At 40.2% G+C, this 24,514-nt stretch carries 15 protein-coding genes and 2 pseudogenes; 8 read left to right on the plus strand and 9 right to left on the minus strand.

The window, feature by feature from the left end; translation table 11 throughout:
* Positions 1-330 precede the first annotated feature (330 nt).
* The gene (locus tag FCV43_RS14645) at positions 331-1,866 is read left to right on the plus strand and encodes a P-loop ATPase, Sll1717 family (protein ID WP_136995615.1); all 1,536 of its coding nucleotides are present in this window, start codon (positions 331-333) and stop codon (positions 1,864-1,866) included.
* Positions 1,867-2,447: 581 nt separating this feature from the next.
* Here the strand turns inward: FCV43_RS14645 and FCV43_RS14650 are convergent.
* The 3 genes and pseudogenes from FCV43_RS14650 to FCV43_RS14660 all read right to left on the minus strand — a co-directional run bounded on the left by FCV43_RS14650 (position 2,448) and on the right by FCV43_RS14660 (position 5,315).
* Positions 2,448-3,023, minus strand: a complete 576-nt coding sequence (locus FCV43_RS14650; RefSeq protein WP_136995616.1) for a mechanosensitive ion channel family protein — start codon at positions 3,021-3,023, stop codon at positions 2,448-2,450.
* Complete coding sequence (locus FCV43_RS14655) at positions 3,023-3,958, minus strand: CorA family divalent cation transporter (RefSeq protein ID WP_136995617.1); 936 nt, start codon at positions 3,956-3,958, stop codon at positions 3,023-3,025. Before FCV43_RS14655 ends, FCV43_RS14650 begins: the two co-directional genes overlap by 1 nt.
* Positions 3,959-4,607: 649 nt before the next feature.
* Positions 4,608-5,315 (minus strand): annotated as a pseudogene (locus FCV43_RS14660) (IS6 family transposase).
* A 729-nt stretch (positions 5,316-6,044) separates the two neighbouring features.
* On the opposite strand from FCV43_RS14660, the gene FCV43_RS14665 reads away from it, so the two are divergent.
* A complete protein-coding gene (locus FCV43_RS14665) occupies positions 6,045-6,695 on the plus strand; it encodes a hypothetical protein (protein ID WP_136995618.1) in 651 nt (216 codons plus the stop codon).
* A gap of 18 nt (positions 6,696-6,713) precedes the next feature.
* Positions 6,714-11,687 (plus strand): PKD domain-containing protein, encoded by a 4,974-nt coding sequence (locus FCV43_RS20410; protein WP_170961666.1) that lies wholly within the window; start codon positions 6,714-6,716, stop codon positions 11,685-11,687.
* Positions 11,688-12,309: 622 nt separating this feature from the next.
* Here the strand turns inward: FCV43_RS20410 and FCV43_RS14675 are convergent.
* A complete protein-coding gene (locus FCV43_RS14675; RefSeq protein ID WP_136995619.1) occupies positions 12,310-13,341 on the minus strand; it encodes an IS110 family transposase in 1,032 nt (343 codons plus the stop codon).
* Positions 13,342-13,520: 179 nt separating this feature from the next.
* On the opposite strand from FCV43_RS14675, the gene FCV43_RS14680 reads away from it, so the two are divergent.
* Positions 13,521-15,179, plus strand: coding sequence for a P-loop NTPase fold protein (locus tag FCV43_RS14680; RefSeq protein ID WP_136995620.1), 1,659 nt, complete (start codon positions 13,521-13,523; stop codon positions 15,177-15,179).
* A gap of 259 nt (positions 15,180-15,438) precedes the next feature.
* Positions 15,439-15,723: pseudogene (locus FCV43_RS20855) on the plus strand (IS6 family transposase); the annotation flags it as partial.
* 58 nt (positions 15,724-15,781) lie between these two features.
* Here the strand turns inward: FCV43_RS20855 and FCV43_RS14685 are convergent.
* The 3 genes from FCV43_RS14685 to FCV43_RS14695 form a co-directional block, all read right to left on the minus strand.
* Entirely contained in the window at positions 15,782-19,045 is a 3,264-nt protein-coding gene (locus FCV43_RS14685) for a S41 family peptidase (protein WP_431188295.1), read from the minus strand.
* Positions 19,046-19,278: 233 nt separating this feature from the next.
* Complete coding sequence (locus tag FCV43_RS14690) at positions 19,279-20,016, minus strand: TetR/AcrR family transcriptional regulator (protein WP_136995622.1); 738 nt, start codon at positions 20,014-20,016, stop codon at positions 19,279-19,281.
* A 28-nt stretch (positions 20,017-20,044) separates the two neighbouring features.
* Complete coding sequence (locus FCV43_RS14695) at positions 20,045-20,356, minus strand: hypothetical protein (RefSeq protein ID WP_240697174.1); 312 nt, start codon at positions 20,354-20,356, stop codon at positions 20,045-20,047.
* Between the two features lie 610 nt (positions 20,357-20,966).
* Here FCV43_RS14695 and FCV43_RS14700 point away from each other — a divergent pair.
* The gene (locus FCV43_RS14700) at positions 20,967-22,118 is read left to right on the plus strand and encodes a tyrosine-type recombinase/integrase (RefSeq protein WP_136995623.1); all 1,152 of its coding nucleotides are present in this window, start codon (positions 20,967-20,969) and stop codon (positions 22,116-22,118) included.
* A gap of 279 nt (positions 22,119-22,397) precedes the next feature.
* On the opposite strand, the gene FCV43_RS14705 is transcribed toward FCV43_RS14700, so the two are convergent.
* Positions 22,398-22,892 (minus strand): hypothetical protein, encoded by a 495-nt coding sequence (locus tag FCV43_RS14705; protein ID WP_136995624.1) that lies wholly within the window; start codon positions 22,890-22,892, stop codon positions 22,398-22,400.
* Positions 22,893-23,129: 237 nt separating this feature from the next.
* Between FCV43_RS14705 and FCV43_RS14710 the strand changes: the two genes are divergently transcribed.
* Both FCV43_RS14710 and FCV43_RS14715 read left to right on the plus strand, forming a co-directional pair.
* A complete protein-coding gene (locus FCV43_RS14710; RefSeq protein WP_136995625.1) occupies positions 23,130-23,372 on the plus strand; it encodes a type II toxin-antitoxin system Phd/YefM family antitoxin in 243 nt (80 codons plus the stop codon).
* Between the two features lie 6 nt (positions 23,373-23,378).
* A complete protein-coding gene (locus tag FCV43_RS14715) occupies positions 23,379-23,675 on the plus strand; it encodes a type II toxin-antitoxin system RelE/ParE family toxin (RefSeq protein ID WP_136995626.1) in 297 nt (98 codons plus the stop codon).
* Between the two features lie 175 nt (positions 23,676-23,850).
* Here FCV43_RS14715 and FCV43_RS14720 read toward each other — a convergent pair whose 3' ends face one another.
* The gene (locus FCV43_RS14720; RefSeq protein ID WP_136995627.1) at positions 23,851-24,477 is read right to left on the minus strand and encodes a sel1 repeat family protein; all 627 of its coding nucleotides are present in this window, start codon (positions 24,475-24,477) and stop codon (positions 23,851-23,853) included.
* Positions 24,478-24,514: the final 37 nt, after the last annotated feature.

A 24,514-nucleotide genomic window follows, 5' to 3' on the forward strand; every position in this document is an offset into this window, starting at 1 on the left:
ACGGGGCGTACCATACATTTTGTCCAAAGACGAGTTGTGTCAGAAGATCGGCTAAGAAGGTTCTGCCCCAAAGTCATTCAGAGTAAATGCTCTTTCATATCTTGCTGATGTAAATTTACCCTACAAAAAGTTATCCATTCCTCTAGTGGTGTTCGTTTGTAAATCCCCGTGTTGTATTACGGGGATAAATTTGACCATCTTAACGCATCTCCATAACTTAATGATATTAATGCGCTTTGACCTACTTATCTTTTATAAGCCAAATCAATTGAAACAGTACACATATGTGATAAATTGCTTTTGATATATCACCCTATTAGGACATTAGGAATGACACATTATAGGTTTAGGAAAACTGACACTATTGGTAACTTAGACGCAGAGACGGATAGCTTTTTGACCGATTGTTTTCTTGAGTCAGATATTTATAAAAGCTTAGTAAAGTTTGATGATGACAATGATTTCGCAAAAAGAATCATCATAGGTCGAACTGGCTCTGGTAAAACCGCGTTATTAAAGCAGTTATCTATAGATAAGAAGATCAAGAAACACGACATTATTGAGGCTGAATCGACGGTTTTTGAACATATCAAGAACAATGTCTTTATCTCTCAACTTATGGAGAATGGTGTTGATCTACGAGTGTTCTATAAATCGTTGTGGCAACATGTTCTCTTGGTTAAAGTTATAGATTTACTATACCCCACGAATGCTTCTTTCTTAGAGGCGTTCACTGAGTTTGGAGTGGGTAAAAAGCCAAAGTATAACCTTGAACTTGCTAAAGAGTACGTCGAATCGTTCAGAGATAGTTTTTTTAATGACGATATTGTCGCTGAAATTACAGACAAAATGCAGCATGAGTTATCTTCCACCCTCGGTCTACCAGTTTTAAAAGTCGGTGGTAAAGGTTCTAATGAATCAACAGAGAAAATACAGCGTGCAACATCTAGGTACGTCAGTAGTGAGCTATTAAGAAAACAAAAAGAATTGATCAAACTAATTAAAGAAGAGTCTCTGGACGAAAAACAGATGAGAATCATAATTAGTATTGATGACTTGGATAAGTCTTGGCTCAGTTCTAGTCAGATTAGATATGACTTTATAAATGCCTTAATGGATGCTTTCAAAGAACTTTTTGATATTAAGTCAGTTAAAATTTTAATTTCCATTCGTACCGATATTATTATGGGTATATATCGAGACAATTTGCGTCAAGAAGAAAAAGATAAATCTCTAATCATCCCTATCGATTGGAACATAACTGAAATTAGGAAGATACTAGACTATCGAATTGATCACTTAATCAAGCATCAGTATGCAGGTAAAGAGGTTGTTACCTTCTCTGATATCTTCAATTTTGAAGTTAATGGACAAAGTGTAGATGAGTTTATACTCTCACGAACTATGTTAAGACCTAGAGACGCTATAGACTTTATCAACTTGTGCCTTGCTGAGGCTAATGGTGCTACTTATTTGAATGAAAACTTGGTTTTAACCGCTGAAGAGAAATTCTACCATTCTAGAAAGCAAGCAATGATTAAAGAATGGGTTAGCTTCTATTCACACATCAAAGACTATCTTGATTGTATTTCATTCATTCGAACTCCTTGCTTCAAAGCTGAAGATATTTCTGTTAAAGATAAAATACAAGAGTATCTGATTAATCGCTCTGTAATTGATGATAGTGAAAAGCATACTGACATCGCTCTTGAGTTTGAAAACTTGATGAACGTGTGGTTTTGTATAGGTGTTATCGGCATTAAAAAATCAGCAACGCTTACGATTTATTCTAGCTTCGATAAACCGTTCTTAGATATAACAGATTTAAACAAAGAGTTCTCTATCCACCCGCTGTTCTTTAGATAAACTCAGACCCAAGATATCCAATAATTATACCGTTACAAAAAAGCCGAACTCGATGAGCTCGGCTTTTTTCTCCTTGATATGACCCAAAAGGAGAACTGGTTAATCCTGAACTGCACCATCAATACTGGACGCTACGTTAATCGACTTTCCATACTTTTAGTTATCTATAAATTGCTAATTTAGGGGAAGCTGTAGCTCATTTATGTCCAAATACGAGTTGTGTGAGAAGTACGGTTTGTGTGATCACCAAGCGATTCTGTCGTACCTTAATTACCAAGCGACTTTGTCATTGCAATAACTACCGAGGGATTTTGACGGGACTAAATTGGCTTACCTTTTAAAGTAATTAATTAAACTTTAGAAGGGGCTAAGGATGTTCTATATGGATTCTAAATCCCAGTTTACTGTCGATATCATTTGCAAAATTATCGAGGGTAAATCAGTATCAATAGTGCCACTACCTTGCTCAACAAGTCTCGACGAACTTTGCAACAGAGCCGAAGAGTTGCTATTAATTGAAAGAGGGCAAAAAATGTTGCCCTCTGTTGATCATTACTAATGAGGAGCTTGAGCAGGGCGTGTTACTTTTTTGTTTCTTTAGCTGTGATGAGCTTTGAGTCGACAGATTCATTGTTTAACTCAGGTTCAACTAAAACCTTTATCACGCCTTTTTGTAGGATCAGGTTATTAGGGTAGGTGATAATGTTGCCCGAACTGTGTCGAAGAATAACGTGGAACATGGTAATATCGATGATCACACCGCTGATATCTTCGTCTTTCTCCGCGACTCTTACTCTGTCACCAATGCGATAAGGGAATACGAAAAATATTAGTACGCTGGCTGTGAGGTTACTTAGAATCGACCATTGCGCGAATAAAGCGACACCCAACACCGCGAATATGGATGACAAGAACAGCGAAATATCACCAAAGCCCAAGTTAAGAACAATCGTAAACACAGCGATGAAGAGTAGAAATAGAACGATATTGAAACACTTGATCACGAACTGCTTCCGCTTCAACTCGACCCGCTTATTTTCCGCTAATGTTTCTATCCAGTTCTTCCCCAAGCGTTTTATCACCCAATACACAACGATAAGCAGCAAACCTAAACTTACTTGCTTAAGCCACATATTGGATTGCAAAAACTCAACCATTAAATAAACCTCAATTTTTTCAAAATAATGACTTCAATCGCCACGACCGTGAGCAGTCCAACACAAAATAGTGGAAACGCCATGGGGTTGTCTGTTCCTGGGATACCAGCAATATTGACCCCGAGTAAACCGGTAAAAAATCCGGCAGGGAGGAAAATACCCGCAATAATAGAAAATAGGTACGTATTTCTATTCATTTTCTCAGCTTGTAGCTGACTTCGACTGGCCAAAAATACATTAATTTGATCGATATAAAACTCAACCGACTCGTTAATCCTGAGTATGGTATCAAGGCTGTTCTTTATATGACTGTTGTGCTTACTCAATGGAGCTGGCAGTTCACTCATTAAATCCTCAAAAACGTATTTCTGTGGCTTCAAATAGCGCCTTAGCCTAAGTAGCCTTGAATGCAGAGCATTGATGGACTTAATATCAATATGAGATTCAGACTCTAGCTCATCAATCAGTTGTTCGACGGGAGTCAAGAAGCTTGATATGTAATGGTTAATTCCACGGATCATTCCCAGTAAGACATCAGGTAATGATGTTGGACCTTGGTTTTGTTTTAGATCGGATATTAGATTACTGACCGCTTTCGAAGGAACTTTACGTGTCGAGATTAAGGTGCCTTTGTACCATAAGATGCGTAAGCTCAACATATCGTCAGGATTCGCACCTTCGTTTAAGTTAATGCCTCGCAAGATCATCAAAAAGCAGTCGTGACCAAACTGCTCAAATCGAGGACGAGTGTCGTCTGTGAGTAATGAATCGATGATGGCATTTGGAACCGTATTACTGTGGAGCCATTCTCTCAACCCTTCAGCATCTCTTTGGCAGTGGTACCAAGTTGATTGCTCGAATGGGGTTGGGCTAGTGGTGTGTTCATGTGCCACACCCTCAGAAAATTGCCAGCTTGAAATTATGAAAGCGTCCATTCGCTGTCCTTAGTGATATTGCTGAACTTCTAAATGATATAAATATTTGATTTTATTAAATTAACGATTGCAATGAAGACGCGATTTAAGAGTCATCTTGAGTCAGTTTAATGAGGAGATAGTTTATTGTCTTTGTGACTAGCATGGACTCTCTCTTTGTTTTTTCTAACAAATATCGCTCATTGTGTCGTGATTATAAATTAGCACTCTAGCGTCACGTTAGCGATGGATAAAAAAAGAAAAGACCGAGGCCTTTTCTTTTTAGAGGTGATGAATTAATTGGTTAAGGCAAGAGGAGCTTACCCGTTACTTATTCAAGTTCGCACTTAAGTTCAAGAAAAAAGCACTATCGACATGGTGCGAAGATATCTTGTTCCTCTCGGTATTCTTTGGTTTGTACGTCCATCAAGCCAAGTAAGGAGTCGAACAGGTTGTTTCGGAAAAGCTTAGCGCTTTGACCTAGCTCTATAGCGGTAAAATATCCCCAAATTATTCAAAAATTTTCATTACCGACTTAAGTTTGATTCTGTCTAATATAGCTTAAATACGTATTATTTATCAGTTATGAGAAGCAGGAGTTTTAAACCATGCTCGGCTCTGTTGCAAAGATTGAGCCTAACCGACAGTGCTCCGGTTATCTGAATAATGATTAATAGTTCACCAATGCATTGGTGATTAGACGGACCTCTCCTGCTATTCCTTGACCTGATAACCAGATATTGAACTGGCCTTTCTTAAACATGTGCATCACTTCAAATCCTTTGATAGTGGCATAAGCCGTCTTCATTGTTTTAAATCCTCTGACTGGATTGATGAGCCTTTTCAGTTTTCCATGATCGGCTTCTACTGCATTGTTCAGGTATTTAATTTGCCTATGTTCAAGCGCTTCAGGGCATTGACCTTCTTTCTTTAATTCCGTGATGGCGACCCCATAGGAAGCGGCCTTGTCGGTATTGATGGCGGAGGGGCGACTCCCAGCACTTGAGTCCTTTCAACGCCTTACCCAAAAGCGTTTCGCCGCTTTAGCATTGCGTCTAGGTGATAAATAGAAATCGACAGTATGGGCTTTCTTATCAATAGCACGATACAGGTACACCCATTTTCCTTTCACTTTGATGTAGGTTTCATCCACTTGCCAATTCAACCCCATTTTAGGTTTCCAGTACCATCGTAATCGTTTTTCAATTTCAGGCGCATAACGTTGAACCCAACGATAAATCGTACTGTGATCTACATTGACACCCCGTTCACAGAGCATCTCTTCGAGCTCTCGATAGCTTATCCCGTATTTACAATACCCACGTACAGCCCAAATGATGATGTCATAGGAAAATTGTCGATACTTAAAGAGTGTCATGAGCGAGCAGGCCTAAAAACAGAAAAGATTAGCTGATTCGACGAACTTTGCAACAGAGCCACAATATCACCGTGAGTATCGGTACGATTAAAAACATCTGGAAGGAAGAAAATCTCAGCACCAAAGAGCTCAGGATTAAGAAGTCACAATCGCTGAATATCGAAGTGTAAGGCGAAAAGTATCAACGACAACTAGAATGAAGTAATACGACAGAATCGATTGGTACTTATCCCGTCAGGATCCCTCAGTAATGACATGAGAAGTACGGTTTGTGTGAAGTACGGTTAACAAAGTTCTGCCCCAAAGTGAGCCGGGGAGGGATTGAAGTCAGTTTCAAATCCTGTAATTTGACTAACTTTTCCTCATGCCGAGAGCTCTAACTATGCCGCCAATTTTTCTAATCCACTACAAAGAGGCCAAAGCCCAAATTGGCAAACAAATTTCAGAGATAGAGAATAGCTTATTGCACGTCTAACAAGGCTTCAAACGGATTTGTAACGCGTGGTATTTTTAGTGGTTGTGACTATAGGTCTCAGAGCTGGCTCATATTTCTATGCCACTACACCCCGATAGCTATATCTCCTATGGACAAGTTATCATGTTTTTAGTTAGATCCTTCTAGTTTTATTAAAACAGACAGAGTTTGTTTGAAATTTAAACGAGTAATAGCTACTATAATTAAATAAACAATTGACATATCAATAATTTATTATTTCGCAAGGATGAAAGATGCTTCAACTATTTAGCAATATAAAAATAATAAAACATAGTCTATTTATACTCCCTTTGCTTATTTCAGCTAACAGTTTTGCATCAGATATAAACGTAGTTACAGATAAACCGTTGTTTCAATTTGAAGTCGGCCTGCACGCCAATTACTTGAATGCAGAAGACTACTACCAGTTAAATACCAGTGAAGTATTTGATACTGACTCTGACACTCAACTGGGGTTGGATGTTTCAATTCAATTACATCATCAAGTATTACCACAAAATGCGTTCCTTGCATTAGGCTGGAGCAAAACTGATGAATATAGTGCTGATGTGCTTGCCCACTGTGGTAACCAATCTTGCCAAGAAACCACCAAGCTTAACTTTGAATCACTACAGCTAAATTATCATTACCAATGGCATCAATCTCCCACCATGGAATCTTCAGTTTATGCTGGTGTTTCATATGTTTGGGCTGAGGGCGAAATTAAAGGCCAAGCTTGGCGTGATGGCGCAACAGGTTTTCAAGTAGGCAATCAAATTTACTTTTTGCCACATTCAGCCATTCAACCCTACATTGGCGTTAAATTATCTTACTTCGCCATTGAAGATGGCGATGACACGATTCACTTACCAAACTTAAGCCTTTTGTTTGGCTTGAGCGTTTAATTAATCTTTGGATATTTTATGACTTTATTTCGTGTTATAAGTTTATTTTTACTGATTGGGTTAACGGCTTGTGATAAAGCAAGCATTCCTTCAGATACCACGCCTAACTTAAGTTTATCGATTAGTGCCCCCTCTGTAGCTGACGCGGGTGAAACAGTCAACCTTAGTGCGATACTTAGTGCTAATGGAGCAAATGTTAATAGTGGTGTGACTTATGTGTGGGAAGATAAATCTTCACAATCAATTGGTTTGGCGAGCAAGAATAATACAGCTCATTTTGTTGCTGTCGCAGATATTGATGAAGCGATTGTGCTAGTCACAGCGAGCTACAAAGGTGCGACAGTGAGTGAAAGTGTGTCCATTGCTGTGCTTAATTCAGTGCAACCTGTTGAAATAGGTGCGTTGACTATTAGTGGGCCAACTAAGGTAAATTCGTCTGATGAGGTGATTTTAAATGCACTGTATACAGAAACAAGCATAGTAAAACAGAATGCTATGATTACATGGGCACAAGACGAAGGGCCTGACGTTGTGTTTACTGCTAATAATGGTGAAATATTATTTACCGCACCAGATGTTAACAAAGATACCGAGCTTGCCTTTAGTGCTCAAACGACTAACGATGAGGGTGACCTTTTTGATACATTGTGGTTTGTCACAGTAACTCCTCCAGATATTGCATTTACTAATCAGCCTAATACAGGGCAATCACAAGTTAACAGTCAACAACAAACGGCTCATACAGTAAAACAAGCTACTTCCGGTGATACAGTTCACTTAACTACACAGGTTAGCCAAACTGGCGGAGGCGGCTCATTTACATATGCTTGGACACAAGTACAAGTGACGGGTACTCCGGTTGTTATAACTCATACCGACACCTCTCAACCTACCGCAACTTTTGTCGCGCCTTCAGCCGCAGGGAAGTTGACTTTTAATGTAACAGCTACAGAATCTGGCAGTGGAAAAAGTATTTCTCAAACGCAAGTAGTTAACGTATTAGGCAAGCCGTTTAGCCCACAGCAAGGTGCGCAGCACGAGGTTTATAATGGCCATGGCGTTATCTCCTTAAAAGGCAGAGTGCAAGGCGGCACAGCGCCATTTACTTATGCGTGGTCTCAAACAAGTGGTCCTACAGCGCCGATTACAAGCCTTACAGCTGAAAATCCTGATGTAACACCTCCAACGGTAACCACAGACACCGACTTTACGTGGGAAGTAAAGGTAACCGATGCGAATGGCCAACAAGTTACATCTACGCATGTAGTCACTGTAAAAGCAGCCCCTAAGTTAGCTGTTTCTATATTACACCCTGCAAGCGCGGACGTTGCTGAAGGCGACAGTGTTCTGCCGCAATCACACATTAGTGGAGGCACAGGCAATTATTCCATTCGTTGGACGAGTTCTGTAGTTACCTTGGTTGATGAAACTACAGCAGCACCAAGCTTTGTTGTGCCAACAGTCAGCAAAGACACTAACATTGTCGTGAATTTGGCAGTGAGCGACGGCGTTAATCAAATCACGCGAAGTGTAAGATACACCGCTAAACCTTTATTTACGGTAAATTCGCATCAGAACCAAAGCGGCAGTAACCTAGCCACAGGTCCTAATCAAAGTACACATCAGAATAATCAAATTGAGTCAGGCAAGACCTTTAAACCCAGTGTTGATGTACACGAAAATACTGCATCTGGTGGTACTTTCACCTATGCATGGACAGTAGTGAAACCTAACCCCGCACCTACCGATTTAGTGATAGCTGGCGCTAATACCAGCCAACCTATAGTGGTAGCGCCAAATGTTAGTAAAACAACACCAGTTGAGTTGCAAGCTGTTATCACTTATAGCGTTAATGGTAAAAGCATTAGTAAAACGGTTCACTCTCAATACCAAGTTGTTCCATATAATTCACCTAGTAAACCCACATTATCATTAAGCATGGCGGGGCATGAAAGTGTTATTGGTGGTCGTCTAGCGAACCCTACTGTTTCGGTCATGAATGCAGCAGGCACCATCACTTACAAGTGGACACAAATAAGTGGGCCAAATATTGTTGGGGGTATCATTGGTGATACGACAGGCAATCCTTACTTTACAGTGCCAACCGTCACCGGTGGTCATCAAAATTTAGTATTAGAAGTTGAAGTGGGTGATGGCACAGACGTCAAAACAGCGCAAGTAACTTTTGATATTGACCCATTAAACATACCACCGAAATTACCATTGACTGTTGTCGCGTCTAATGATGAAACAGTTGTTGCTAACGCAGTGGTAACCCCAAGAGCGACTGTAACAAACTCTAATGGCACGCCGACTTATGCATGGGCTCAAACCAGTGGCACAACCATTATAATTACCGATGCAAATACGGCAACGCCAAGTTTTACGGCGCCCAAAACCAGTGGCACGATAGTACTTGAAGTCACCGTAACAGATAATGACAATACCCCTATTACGGACACGGTAAGCTATCAAGTGCAAACAGCTATCAAACTCACTGCAGGAGCTCCTATACGTTCGGTATCTGAAGGAAATACAGTTGATTTACTTGCATCAACAACAGATGTAAATGGCACGGCGACTTATGCTTGGAGTGTTGTGAGTGATGGCGGTTCCGGTGTGGTAACAGGAGACATCGCCAACCCCGCGCTAGCTCATACCAGTCTTGATATTCCGGCAGTTGACCAAGATAGAATCTTGGTTTTAGAAGTTATTGCAACTGACAGTGCTAACTCTGCAACCGCTAAAGCGACAGTTACTATTAACATTAGTGATTTAAAAATGCGAGTCGACTTAGGGGCGGGGGCAAATATCCCTTCTGGGAACACCGGTCATTTACATGCCAATGTTACTAGCGGTAAAGGTCCTTTTAGTTATGCATGGGCAGACTCTACCCCTCCTAGCCTTAGCGCTACTAGCACCAATAACCCGAGTTTTACAGCACCTAATGTTACCCACAGTGTTGATTTACAATTTGGCGTAACGGTAACTGATAGTCTTAATAATACCGCTTCTGGTAGTATTATAATGACCGTAGAACAACCGCCGTTTAGTGTTAATGCAGGCGTTGACTTCTCGGTAACAGAAGGCAGTACCGTTCAATTACGCGCTCAGGGAGTAAATGGTGCAGGTGCAACATGGCAATGGATACAAACCGCAGGTCAAAACGTTTCATTGTCTGATGCAACACTGGCTAATCCAACCTTTATTGCACCTTCACAAGCGGAAGGCGTGAAAGAAACGTTTAGCTTTACCGTGACAGGCACCAGCAATGGACAAGTTAAAAGTGCGTCTGTAAATGTTGTTGTTCAGGGCGTTCCTGATATTGATGCGCATTCAAACAATGTTTCAGTTCATGCGGGAGCAACGGTTAATCTAGCGGGTAGTGTTACAGGCGCGGGTACTGTCGAAAATTTAGCATGGACTCAGAGTTCAGCGGGACTATCTGTAGGTACTATTACTAACGCTTCTGTAATAGGCGATGTAAAATATTTAAATGCGAGTTTTGTTGCACCTGCCGTTAACGCAGATACAACCCTGACCTTTGACTTTACCGCAACAGGCGCAGGCAATATAGTACATGTACCTGTTACTGTTACTATTACTGCTAACCCCTTAAAGGTAAGCGCAGGTAGCGATATTCGCGTTAGATCGGGCGCAACGGTCCAGCTACACGCTGTATCAAGCAATGCGGCTAACTACGCATGGTCACAAACAGTAGGCACTCCTACGGTAACGCTGATTAATGGCAATACCAATGGCGCCAGTTTCGTCGCGCCTGATGTAACAGCGGACACAACGTTGACCTTTGAAGTTGATGTAACAGGTGGTGGAATACCGGGAACTGACACAGTTAATGTGACTGTTTTCGAACCAACCATCGTAGTAAATACGAACAGCGCCCACCGTATTAACCTAATCGCAGATGATTCGGAGCCGCCGACCTTTATTGGCACAACCTTTGCCGATAGCGTAAGTGGTAGTGACGTCACGCCAACCACAACAACATGGACGATTACCCCTAATCCGACTCCCCCCGCAACATTGGACATGGTGTTTTCTGGATTGAATACGGCAACTTTGGAAATTAATCCAATTGGCGCTTCAAAAGGTACTTACACAGCAACGATGACAGCAGGTGATTCTGCTAACCATTACCAATCAGGCAGCAAGTCATTTGTTATTGACATTAAACCTGCTACTCCGCCGATGCCTAAAACTGTTGATCTTAGTGCGAATACAGGGCTAACAGTGGCAGGTATTGCAGGCAATCATTCACTGCATGTCCCAACCATCTCGGGAGGTTTACCACCTTACCATTATAATTGGGGGCTAGGTGCCGATGCCAATGGCTTAGTAATTACCGGTGGTACTACAGACAATCCAACCGTCGCTTTTCCTGCGGTACCTAGCACTTGTAATGCTATTTCAGGGAAAATATCGCTCACCGTTACAGATGCGAATGGTGATACCGCTACTGGCGATGTAACATATAGCAGCACACCTTCGTTAAATCCAATTAAACCAGTAAGTTGTCAGATTTGTCGCGGCCCTAAATTTATTTGTGAACGCTCGCATGTTTTAACAGTTTGTGATGTTTCTTTGAGTAGCCATAAGTCGGGTACGGTTAATTCAGATTTGCAATATTGTATTAATGATATTGAAAACCTAAAAGATGGCTCACGCTATGTAACCCGTCGCTGTGCCACTGCAGAAGAAGTGAACCACGATTGGTTTACAGGCAAAACGTCAGGTTTTATAAACACAGCAGCTAACCAAGCAACTCTAGGTCAATTAGGGCGACGTGATGCAGTTGCTTATAACTACAATGTGGTAGTATTACAGGACGCACACTTTACTATGTCTATGCCTTGTAAAGGTGATAACTGTAATCTAGAAACTGTTCCCGATATTCTTCTTGGTATAACGAATGGTGTGCCAGATTCTAGTACAGGCGTTCCACCTACACCTAAAGTCGGTGTTTGTCCTTAGTTAGTTTATTCAAAATAAAAGCATCACTTAATATAATAGGTTCATTATTAAGTGATGCTTTCTATGTTTTTACACCTTAAACTTATCTAACTGTACTGTTAATTTCGAGTGGATGGGTGCAAAACACCAGGATATATTCTGAAAGTAAATAGTAAATAGTAAATAAAGTACAGTACTTAATCTTCCTGAATGATTTATTCGTAATTGAATAATTTTTATTTAACTTAAGGGTGTAGTGGATTACTTAAACTGGTCATTTATTTGTAGGTGATACTCGTACTTTTTCATAGCAGAGGTAATCTGAAATATGGAAGCTTTCAGAACTTCATAACACGTTTTTGTCCAAAGACGAGTTGTGTCAGAAGATCGGCTAAGAAAGTTTTGCCCCGAAATGTATATGGAATCCACGTATTTACAAAGTGATTTAGCTATAAAAATTAAGATGCGTACGTATATTCGGCTTCTTGTTGAAGGAGCTACCTTCTAGCCTTTGATGTTTGCGCACCTACCGTCCTTATCGAGCTAGCAGCTTCATGAGCATTACATTTCGGACAGGTTTTCAGTAGGTTGGTCTTACCTTTTATGCTTCATCATTTTGTAAAATTATTGAATTTAGTAATGATTATTCAGTGAGTAATACAGGTTTATATTCGGTGTCATAACGGAGCATCGCCCATGCAGTCCTTACTACCTTGTTAGCTAAAGCAATACAGGCCCTCTTAAAACCAATACGGTCGATAATACTTCTGAGCCACTTATCCTTTTGAGTTTTTGGCTTTTCAGGTAGTCGTCCAACGTACGACATCGCTCCTAAATAAAGCAGAGAACGAAGCTCTTTCACGCCGCCACATTTATCAATGCCAATCATAATAACTTTGCCGCCAGAACTATGCTGTTTCGGAGTCAAACCAACAAAAGCTGAAGCTTGTCTTCCGTTCTTAAATTGTTTTCCATCTCCAAGCGTGTTGTATAGCATTGCTGCAGTTGCCTCACCAACACCTTCTATCTTCATTAACCGCTGACATGGCTCTATTTGTCGTGTCATTGCATTCTTTTCTTTCTCGAATGAGATGAGCTGTGCTTTTAATTCTTTGTACTGCTCCCAGAGCATAGATAGAACGGACACAACAGTTGGAGGTATTTGGGTTTCACCATCTAGAGCGGCTTGAACAGAAGCTTTCAGGCCTTTCTCACCCCTGGGGTTAGCAACTCCATAACCTAAAATGGTACTTCTAATATGTAACCCTAAAGAAGCTACTGTACGTGACAAAAATCTACGACTACTTTCTAAAGATTGCATTGATTGTTGCTCAAGTGACTTGGGACGACTGAACTTAATTCCTATCTGGATGGCTGCATTGGCAATTGCCAGTGCATCATTATGGTCGGTTTTATGACCCTCTAAGTAACCTTTTACTTTCTTTGGGTTAATGATCCGCACTTCATGTCCGAATTTTTCTGCCAGTTGTCCCCAATAATGGCAACCACAACACCCTTCCATAGCAACAATTGAGGGTTTTGCTTTAGCAAGAAACTCTTTCATTTTTTGCCGACTAAGAGGTCTATTAGACAGCATTTCACCATGAATACTGATATGACACACTTGAAAAACATTTTTTGCTAAGTCGATAGCGATAACATTATTCGTCAACATATTAGAACCCTCGAATTATCGTGACTCTGCTAAGTGTAGATTGGCAGAGAGGAAGTGGATTCCATACATCAAGTTTAGCCAGCTCACTGTGGAAGTTATTTCAACCTTCATTTGACCTAGTTTTTGTAATGTGATTTGCTAAATCAAATCTACATTAGATATTGGGCTTAAGGTAATAAATGAGTAACTTAGCAAAACAAATTAATGATGTGTTTGAGAACTGTTCTCTTGCGCCAATTGTTCTGTTGGATGGTGCTTGGGGAGTTGGCAAAACTCATTTTATAACTCATGAATACAGCACATACTCAGATCAAGATTGCTTACTAATATCGGTTTTAGGTATCCAATCGTTACAGCAGTTTCACGAGAAGCTAATAGGAAAATATTTGTCTTTAGCTAGCGAGTCTGAATCAGACACCGCAGCAAAAACAGTGAGTATATTCTCAAAAGCTGTTAGTACATTTGGTGATGTTACAAAATCCAATCAATTGATTGAGTCACTATCTGGCTTAGTGAAACAATCCATAATTTCAAAAATTAACGATGTGACAATTATCGTTGATGATCTTGAACGTATTGAAGATCGTTCTCTAGCATCCCTTATACTTGGGGAGCTATATGACATGTGCAATTCAGAAAGCAGCATTAAAGCGATAGTGGTTATGAATGATTCGAAGTCATCAGTCAGTAAATCTCTTATCGAAAAGGTAATTTGCTGGAAATTTAAGTATGAGATCTCTAGTGAAAATGCATTCGATATCGCTTTCGGAACTTTAGATGTTTCCACTGACATTCAACGTTTTATGATTAAACGATTAGATGAGATACAGCCTTTGAACTTACGAGTACTTATTAGGCTATGTGACAGGATGAAACAGGTATCTAGCATGTTAGACACTATGGAGGATGAAATTGATGTCGAGAGTTCTAAGCAAACGCTTTTCCATAAAATGCTGTACCTCTCTTTTTTGCATCATCAACAAGATCAAGATCTGGATGAAATAGTTAAACAAATCAATACTATATGCATGCATGATGAGCAAGATGAACGCCATCCATTTTATAAGCAATACATATTTCATAATGAAAGCACTTCATTTATTGAGTTTACACTTGGCTGTTTATCGAGACCATTGCGAGATTCTGACCTACATAATCTTCACCCAAAAACCAATGAATTATCAGATTTCATTCATGCGAAAGGGTTAAGTCGGTATTCTGATGAAGAGCTTGGAGTAAAAATATCAGCTTTAATTGATTATGTATCGAATGAAACTAACCCATCGCTGAGCTTATGGTATAGCGCTGTTAATTTCCTTGCCTATTTATACTCATTAGGTGCATCTAACGACCAACGATTGTCTAATATCGTCAACATCGCTCAAGAAAGGCTTAAGTACATAACACCATCAGAAGAACGACACTTTCACACTTTTTCTTGTAATTCTGGTTTACCAAAACACATCGATGAGTTGAGATCATATTTCAAGGAAAAAGAGAGTAAAGATAATCATACTCAACTTATCGAAGAGATAGTTACATCAAAATGGATCGAAGTTGACAGAAAAGCATATACGCATGCAACTAATCGTCAGGAGCCACTGACTTTAAAGGCGGATGATTGGCTTGATGCTATTGGCAAATGGGATCATCATGACCTAGAGCTATTTTGGGATTTCTGTATGGAGGTTCATCGAGTCAGTAGCCTCGACCACTTTTTTGGCAAAGACAATAGAGAGCAATTACCAATTTTACTGAAGTCACAGTTAGATTCGATGACTCCGTGCTTACGGAAGGGATTACTTACAAGAATTTATAATTTGTTGTCCGCAAGTTAAGATTTCGTGGGTTGGGGTTTGATTGGTAGCTTGAATATTTTGAGTTAACAAGGTTATTCGACACATTATGCCTATTGAAGATCGTAACAAGTTTTTGTCCAACTCCAATTTAGCACACCCAAAAAGAAAAGTGTGATCACCAAACGACTTTGACAACGTTATAAAATATGGTTCAGGAAATGGACCATAACTGTCAGTCCTTATAAATAAAGGGCTAGCGACTCTCATTGGACTTTTCGCTGAAATGGGCGCAAAACCCCTAGATGGAAGTAAGAGTAACTACGCGGCCATTGATTCAATGAATGTTCAGCTTTGGTTGACGGGTTATTTCATGCTCTTATTGGTAGAGATTTTGGACATTAAATATCTGAACAATATCGTTGAGTAGAGTCACCGTTGGGTTAAGCAGAAAACACGTCAAGCTCTAGGTTAGAAGTCAACGGAAGGAGCTTTGGCCAGTTTGCATGGGCGTGAGTTGAAACAAGATCAGATAGATGTTGAAGGCCAGACAGCCTTTGAGCGATTTTACGCACTCGCAGCATAATTGTATCTGTCGGATTGGACTGTCACGCCTCTAACTAGATTTGCGACAGAACCCTTAATTAGCGTTTATCAATCTCACTCAAGAGTAGTTTGATTGATGCTTGCAACTGTTTATCTTCACCTTTCGCTATTGAGTTTGGATCGTTATACACCAACAGATCTGGAACAATCTCTTTATTTTCAAACCAATTACCTTGGTCATCTTTAAATCCTAATTGCGGAACGCCATAAGTCAGATTAGGCTCTTGCTGACTTTCCCAAATCACAGCAGTCCCCGTTCCCGGAACCCGCTCACCCACTAACAAACCTACCCCCTCTTTTTGATAAAAATAAGGCACAATTGAGGCGTCAGAATAACTGCTCGCATTAGCAATCATCAGACTTGGTTTTGCCCAACGTCTTTCAGGAAAACTCGAGACTTCGTAACCATCCCGAGTTTCCATTTTACTATGACGAACCCCAGACAGAATACTCATGACTTGATCATGTAAAAAACCGCCACCATTAAATCGCACATCAACAATCACCGCCTGCTTGTCTTTTAAGTCACCAAACAAATCATTCTGCATTTGAGTAAAGCCATCACTGTCCATTGACTGAAGATGTAGATAACCTATTTTTCCATCTGAAAGATTTTCCGTTATGGCTTTACGTTGATCTACCCACACATCATAAGCCAACTGTCCCTCTAACCCTAAACTGATAGGCAGCAGCTTAAATTGAACCGGCAGTGTCTCTCCGGGTGCCAACACAGTGAGTTGAGTTAGTTTTCCCTGAGTAAAATTCAGCGCAGAATAGATATCTTGTTTCTCTGATATCTCTTTTCCATTTACCGCATAAATGATACTGCCTGTTTTAAGTGGCGAGTTAAATGTATCTGCAGGCCCACCCGGTAATATCGATTTTATCCGAACCCCTTTAGCACGATAGTGATCATCATAATAAAGTCCCAATGACGCAGGCTCTTCCCAAGTCGCATATTCAGTTCGATATGATGCACCAGTATGGGAGGCGTTCAATTCACCCACCATTTCACTCAGTAATTCAGCAAAGTCAGTATAGTTGTGAATGCCTCTTAGTTGCTTTTTATAACGCTCACCGTAGGCACTCCAATCAACGCCGTGCATTTCAGTATCGTAGAACTTACTCTCAGTAAGTCGCCACACATGATCAAAAATGTACTCAATTTCACGGCTAAAATCATAATAAGCATTTGCTTCATAATCCACAAAATCAGACTCACCAGAAGCGATGGTCAAGCGTTCAATACCTTGGGTCCCAATCACCACCAGTAATTCATCATCCGGAGTCATTGTGATCGCGTTTATATCACTCGCGCTTCGCGTGAACAGGGTGTATGTTTCACCAGTCTCTATATCAACCTCTGTAAACTCAATCACGTCTCCAACATAGTGAGCAACAATCATGTTTTTGTTGTCTGCTGTGAGCTGGAAAAACAGCGGTTGTAATGAATATGGTGTAATACGCTGAGTACGATATTTTAGCCCGTTTTGATCAATGACTGTCGGCTCTGGCGTTGTATCATGCTCTGGTTCGTCTTTGTCTGCTGCAATCTCTTCATCTAACCATTTTTGTTCTTTGGTCTTTAGCGCTTGGTGTTGAGCTTTACGGTTTAAATATACTGCATAGATGTCTGCTTGCACCGCACTTTCATCTATCGTTCTAAGCGCATTTTTATTACTTAACCAATATACGATCTGCCCATCTGCACTAAATTTAGGTTGGGTATCAGAAAAACCGCTATTGCTTACATTGATAGGCTCTTGGCTGTTATCTGCAGATAAAATGACAATATCACTATTAAATGAAGCTCGGTTTCTCGTGACTAAGTATTGGCTATCTGGAGACCAGGAATAGGTTAAGTCCTCGTCTGAATATGAGTAGACCTGTTGATTGCTTAACAGTTCGTAAGTCTCATCGTTCTCTAAGTCATAAACTTTAATACTATTTCGATCTTCACGGTAAGCCACTCGTTTACCATTAGGAGAAAATAGCGGCTGAATCTCATCGGCTCCCTCATCTGATAATTGCTCTTCTTTCAGATCCAGAGAAGTCGAAAAACTCTTCGCCGTATCATTTACATAAGTTTGAAATACATCCCAATGCCCATTGCGCTCCGAACTATATATCACTCGATAACCGTCATTCGAGAAGGAAACATTCTTCTCTTGCTGCGGAGTGTTTGTCACTCTTTTCGTGTTACCCGATAAACCAGACACAATATAAACATCACCCCGAGCAATGATCGCAGCTTCCGGAGAGGTCGGTGAGATAACAATTTCAGATGCTTGATCGTTCAAATTAACGAAATATTGACCAGAGGACAGATTAATTTGGCGAATTGAGATCGAGACTTTCTGTGCCTTTTCTGCTCCTGAAGACTGACGCCAAATTTGACCATCAAAGCCGTAAACTAAATCGCCGGTATTACTTTGTGACAAAAAGCGAACGGGTAATTTTTTATGATGACTAATCTGCTTTGGTTCTGTGTTTCCATTAATATTTTTCTGCCATATGTTAAAGCTACCTGAACGTTCACTTAGATAATAGAATGAAGCTTCATCTTGAGCCCATACAGCATTGCGGTCTTCACCTCGAAAATCTGTCAATGCGGTATGTTTTTTCGACTGAGTGTCGAACAACCAGATATCTCGAGTAGCATCAGATACTGCTCGTTTACGCCAATTTTGTTCATAAGATGGCGTGTTGGTATAAAGAAACTGACTGCCAGATGTATTAAAAGCAATATCTCTTGCTTGAGTGGGTAAAATCAGTTTTTCTCTACCACCGACGACAGAGACTGAATAGATCTGCGAGGCATCATTTCCCCCTAACCCTGCATTAAAGTTTGCCTCGGAACTGCCTAAACGCCTTGAACTGAAATAAACATCTTGACCATCTGGCGAGAATGAATAAGGAATATCCTTTGCATAGTGGTAGGTCAAACGTGTCGCCTGCCCCCCAATGCTAGGCACAACAAACACGTCACCGGGGCCAAAACGGTCCGCAGTAAAGGCAATGGATTGACTATCCGGAGACCAGGTTGGATGTTGACTATAAGTGTCACTACTGGTCAAAGCAATGGCCTCACCTCCCCGCGCAGGGACTACCCATATCTGCCCTGAGTAAGTAAATGCAATCTGCTCACCATTAGGAGAGACTTTAATGTCACGCAACCATGTAGGTGAGTTCGATGTGGTAACGAAACCTACATCATTTGAATTTTCGGAGTTCGCCGTTCCTTGAGAAAGAGCAAAACCAGAGTGACTAGCAAGTAATAATAGAGGCAGCGAACTGAACATTGATTGTCGCAAACACATAACGGTTCCTTTTTCTTATGTTTTTATTGTGTATTTCAAATATTGGTAATTATCCGCAATAAATTACCCTAAGTCGGGGGCTGTTTCTGATTAGTTGCAACAGCCCCTTTTAAAGGGTTAGATCGTGCGATTGGAGGTTATATCAATAAAGCAAAGTTAATGCGTTGCTTTATTTTTGTACATTTAATTTGTAAATGTGCTTATAAATCATTACTTTAAATCTTTAAGCGTGCACTTTCGTTCCGTTGGGCCTCAAACTCCTTTAGTTCGTTAATCTGGTGTTTCAAACCATCTATAAAAACATCAACATACCTATTAAAACTCTCGTCCATCGGTTTGTCATAGCCATTTTTCCAGCGTAAAATGAAAGAATTATTCATCATTTGAGGTAGAAAACGAGTTAAGTTTGGATACTCACTACTTTCTACCTTCTTAGCCTCCCCTCTTAATTTAGCTTCCCATTCATCCGCATTGTCTAGCGGTAAATGACCGAACTCCATGGTTACGAAACCACACATTGATGCAATTACTGTGTTGTACATAGGGACTATATGAGACGGCGGACAATTTGCGTCCAAAAGCACAGCTACAATTCCATCTAGCAATCTAGGATCTTGATACGCATTTGCCAGAAGTCTCCCTCCTATCAAATCTGCGATGTGGGGATGTTGTCTTACTGCATCTCTGTAGTTTTGGAATAACAAGGTCAGCCAGACGTGCCAATCCAGGTTACCGTAGTTAGGTGTGACACTAGACATCACTGTATTTGCAATTTCACCTAACAGTGTGTTTTTGTTTTTAAAATACCAATAGATAGCTGTTGGATAGGTATCTAACCGTCTAGCTACGTCTCGAATACTAAAAGTATCGATTCCTTTCTCCGCAATAAGATTCAGTGCTACCTCGATTATAATTTCCTTAGAGAGAGGTGTTGTATTTGCTTTTCTTTTCATAAAGGTACCGCTATCTAGAAAGTACTTGCTAAAGGGAGGTCTGCTTTTTAGACAGATTGAACGAACTTCTAATGCTAGAAGTATCGTAAACAATATTTAATTTGGTAATCAAGCGGCTACCTTTGTCGACTTCTAACACATCGACAACATTAAAAGGTGCAGGTTCACCATTGGCAAGTGTCCAGTCAAAATAGAACCAGATAGATATCAAATATGTACAGTCACAAGTTGATTTTCCTTCCATTACCCCCTTCAAGGTTAGCTTTGAACTGCTCGTATCTTCAAACAATTCAGGATAAAAGTCTGCAGCCTTACTTTCACCGTAAAGTGGTGAACTCACCAACGCATCTGGCGTGAAAAGTTTTCAATGTTTGCTTCTTCAAGTGCTTCAAGGTATTTGTTTGCTATCGTATTGGCATTCATGATTTTACTCTATTGTTCAGTGTACAATATCTATTTTGTACACTGAAAAACAATGGGAGTAAACTTGATTTTGTAGCGGTTTAATAGAATGAAAGGTGCTTTATTAACAATGAACCCATGCCCGCATTGATGTTTTTGCATCGTTGACGGCATTGTTGCAACACTAAAACTTGGCTTTGTTGAAGCGCTCAGATAATGTTCAATTATTTCATTAACACTGAGTTCAGTTATCATAACCAGCCCTTCATGATCTGCACCATCAATACTGGACACTAAGTTAAACGACTTTCCATACCTATAGTTATTCATAAATCGCTAATTTAGCAAAGGCGCTAGCAAACTTTTGTCCGAAAGCTTCTCAGGTTGATTTTTTACCCGTGTGACATTATTTACATATAATTCAGGAAATAGACCATAGCTCTCGAATACAGCGTTATAGCCTTTGGGTTGTGTAAGTCTAAGTTTGAATCCATCAACAGTGTGATATAATTAAAGTTATATCACACTGTTGAGATAGAGAGCCCAAGATGAGCACGCTAACCAAGCCACACAACAAGAAAAATCAAGTGACGTTGTCACATTTAAAATCTCAGCAAGATGTGATCAATCAGTGGCAAGAACAGCAACATCAACTCAGTCGCTTTAAACTCAACTTTCCCGATCTCACCGACAGCTTTTCACCTGACTGGGACATGCTCCCTATAGCGCTCAAACACCTGAAGGCCTTTGAAGAAAACCGGGGAGGGTTAAGCACCAATACACTGAAAATGCTGGCTTTTGTGATCAGGAAGTGGGACGAGCATTGTAAAGTAGGCGACCTTTACTCCTTTCCTATTCACGCGCCGCTCTTGTTGACTTGGTTTAAAGCATTAAAACTCGAGAAACAAATAAAAATCAACACTTTAAAACAATATCGAGCGCAACTCAGCCTTTTTCACAAAATGATGGGCATAGAAGACATCACCAAAGATCCAATCCTCCAACATTTTTTTAAATCATTAGCAAAAGATGAAATGGAACTCACCGGCACTCAGGTGATCGAACTCCAAGCCAAACCTTTTCGTCGGGCTCATTTAGATAAATTAATGAGCCTGTGGGGCAATGACAAAGTCCCACTTCCTTACCGAGATCTCACCTTACTCACATTGGCTTACGGTACGCTACTTCGTGAGGGGGAAATTGGAAAAATCCGTAAAAAACACATTAAAATACTCGATAATGGAGACATCAACATTGAGCGGGTCACATCAAAAACGACGATTAGTCCTGAGCCTAAACGACTCACTCGTCAGTTTTCCACTATTGTGAAGCGATATTTAGCCACTTATTGCCAAGGACTTCAAGAAGACGACTTCATCTTCTGCTGGCTGACGCCAACAGGGGCGAGGCCCGCGGGCTACCGTCAAACCCCCATGTCAGGCATGACCGTGGATCGCATTTATCAACGAGCGCATAAAACGCTTCTTGTTGAAGGTGACATTGTCACGCAAAATGGAGCGCACCGAGAAGTGTGGAGTGGACACTCAAGCCGAGTTGGAGCCCTACAAGATGGGTACGCAGCAGGATTGACCTTAACTCAATTGATCCAGCTCGGTGACTGGAAGAGTAATGAAATGGTATTGCGCTATCTGCGAGGACTCAGTAATGACCAAAGCCCTAACTTATTGTTACAAGACTGAAAAGTAAAACAACGACATTTGAAGTAGACACAAAAATGCCAAGCGTTGAGAATCCCTCTTAAATGCTTTGTTAGCTATTTTTATTGAATAGCAAATCACCGATACAATCTAATACTTTACCGAAAGTGATCAGTAACTTTAAAAGTTTTATGACCATTGAAATATGACGAGCTAATTCATTAAGTTTCATTTTTTAACCTCTTACTTAGTAGATGAGGTAAATATATCAACGAACCAGAACTACTCTAAATCTGTTCATGCAGTGCAAAACCATTTGCTCTATACGTCCGGAAAATTAGCTAATTTATACCTAAAATCTCTTAGCAAATTTTCTATAGTTTGAAGACTTACGCCTAGTTGATCAGCCGCATCTTGTTTGATCTCCATCGCTCGATTTTCTAACCATCTTTTAACATCTATTGGTTCAATACCTTCTTTATCTGCTTGGTGTTCAAGCAGGGTCTCGCCTTCGGATAATTTAGCAGTTTTAAATTCGCTAATTAGGCCTAAATTCATTGATATTGTTTCTGCAATATACATTCTTTCATTTGCTGGAATTTTTAAATGTGCGGCTGCTTTTACTTTTTGTTTTCTGCTGCCATCTATAATGGAAGCTATTAAGGGTCTATAAGCAGGAGGTATATCAGATTTTAATACAAGTTTAGCGAGTAAAGAGCCATCGCAATAGTCCCAAGCATCAACTGATGCAATCCATTCCATCATATCTCGATTATCAACAGTCCGTCCTAAAAATGTAACTTCTTTATTACTCATAAATTAACCTTGAATAATAGCTAACGCCGCGTTAAGTGGTGAGCAACGCCTACCACCCTACCTAAACCATTGTGACATAAACACTTAACCCAAAGTAAACCGAAAATCCCGAGCGTTGGGAATCCGTCTTAAACGCTTGTATGTTTACCTTTTAAACAAATCGCACGATTTAATTAGATTGACCATTTCATGCGACCAACTATAATCTTACTGTAATTCCAGATTTGGAGATAAACCATGCATACATTAACAGCAAATGATGCCAAACGTAATTTTGGTGAGCTACTTCTAAGCGCTCAACGCGAGCCGGTTAAGATTAGTAAAAACAGCAAAGATGCCGTAGTTGTAATGTCTATTCAAGACTATGAAGAACTAGAAGCAATGAAAACTGGTTACCTTAGACATTGTTTTGAGTCAGCTAAGCAAGACTTAGCACAAGGCGATGTGGTTGATGGTGAAGAATTTTTGAGCGCCTTATAACCCGTTATGCAAAAAAACAAATACAAACTAAGTAAATTAGCCCAGACTCATTTACGAAAAATTAAAAGCTATACCGTTAACAATTACTCCGAGATGCAGTGGCGAAGCTACAAAGATACGCTACTAGTCGGGTTTCAAATGCTTGCCGATAACCCGGCTGTTGGTCGTAGTTGTAACGACATATACCCAAGCGGATTCTATTTCCCTGTGGGTAAGCATACCGCTTACTTTACAAAAGAGGATGGCTTCATTTTAGTTGTCGCAGTACTCGGTCAATCACAACTGCCTCAGAACCATTTGTAATCAAGATTTCACCCTAGAGTTAGATTTAGGGTGAAGATTTCAGCTGGTATCAACGCCGCATTAAGGTGCGACAACGCTATAACACCCAAACTAAACCACTGCGCCGTTAACACAAAACTCAAATCAGAGTGAAATTGCCACGTGTTGGGAGTCACTATTAAATTGTTTGTTATGTTTATAATATCAACTTCATTCCTTCCAGCATTTCTTTGGCTCCTGGATAGTGATTTTTAGATGCTTCCTTTAACCAAAGAAGAGCATTCTGCTGTTCTCCGATTTCCATTAGTATCATAGCTAGCTGCATTTGAGCTCGACCATACCCACCTTTGGCAGATAACGTCATAAAGTACACAGCATTCTCTCTATTTTTTTCTAGCATATACCCATTCAAGAACATTTGGCCGATGGCATAGTTCTCCACCGTACCTCCCTGATCCGCTCGCAGCCCTATCCAAGTTAATTCGTCATTTGATAAACCCTTAGTAGTATTATTATCACCAGACTCTACACCTATGGTATGCATACCATAGTAATAATATTTAGAGCGCTCTGATTTGATGCAATAATCATAATAAAGCATTGAAATATTTATATATTCCTTATCATCAGCACCTTTTTTAAAGTACTTAATAGCATTGACACAGCTTTTTTCTTCTTCAAAAATAGAGTAGCCACGATAGAAGTTACTTTTCAAAAAATCATTACTGTACGGAGATTTGCTAACCTGGCTATCGACTGCACATCCACTTAAAACCGACATTAACCCCATGAAAATTATTGTATTTTTCAAAAATTTCATCATTACACCAATTTATAAACATAACGCCCAATTCTTGCGA

The organism is Vibrio genomosp. F6 (assembly GCF_005146325.1).
Lineage (GTDB): Bacteria > Pseudomonadota > Gammaproteobacteria > Enterobacterales > Vibrionaceae > Vibrio > Vibrio cortegadensis.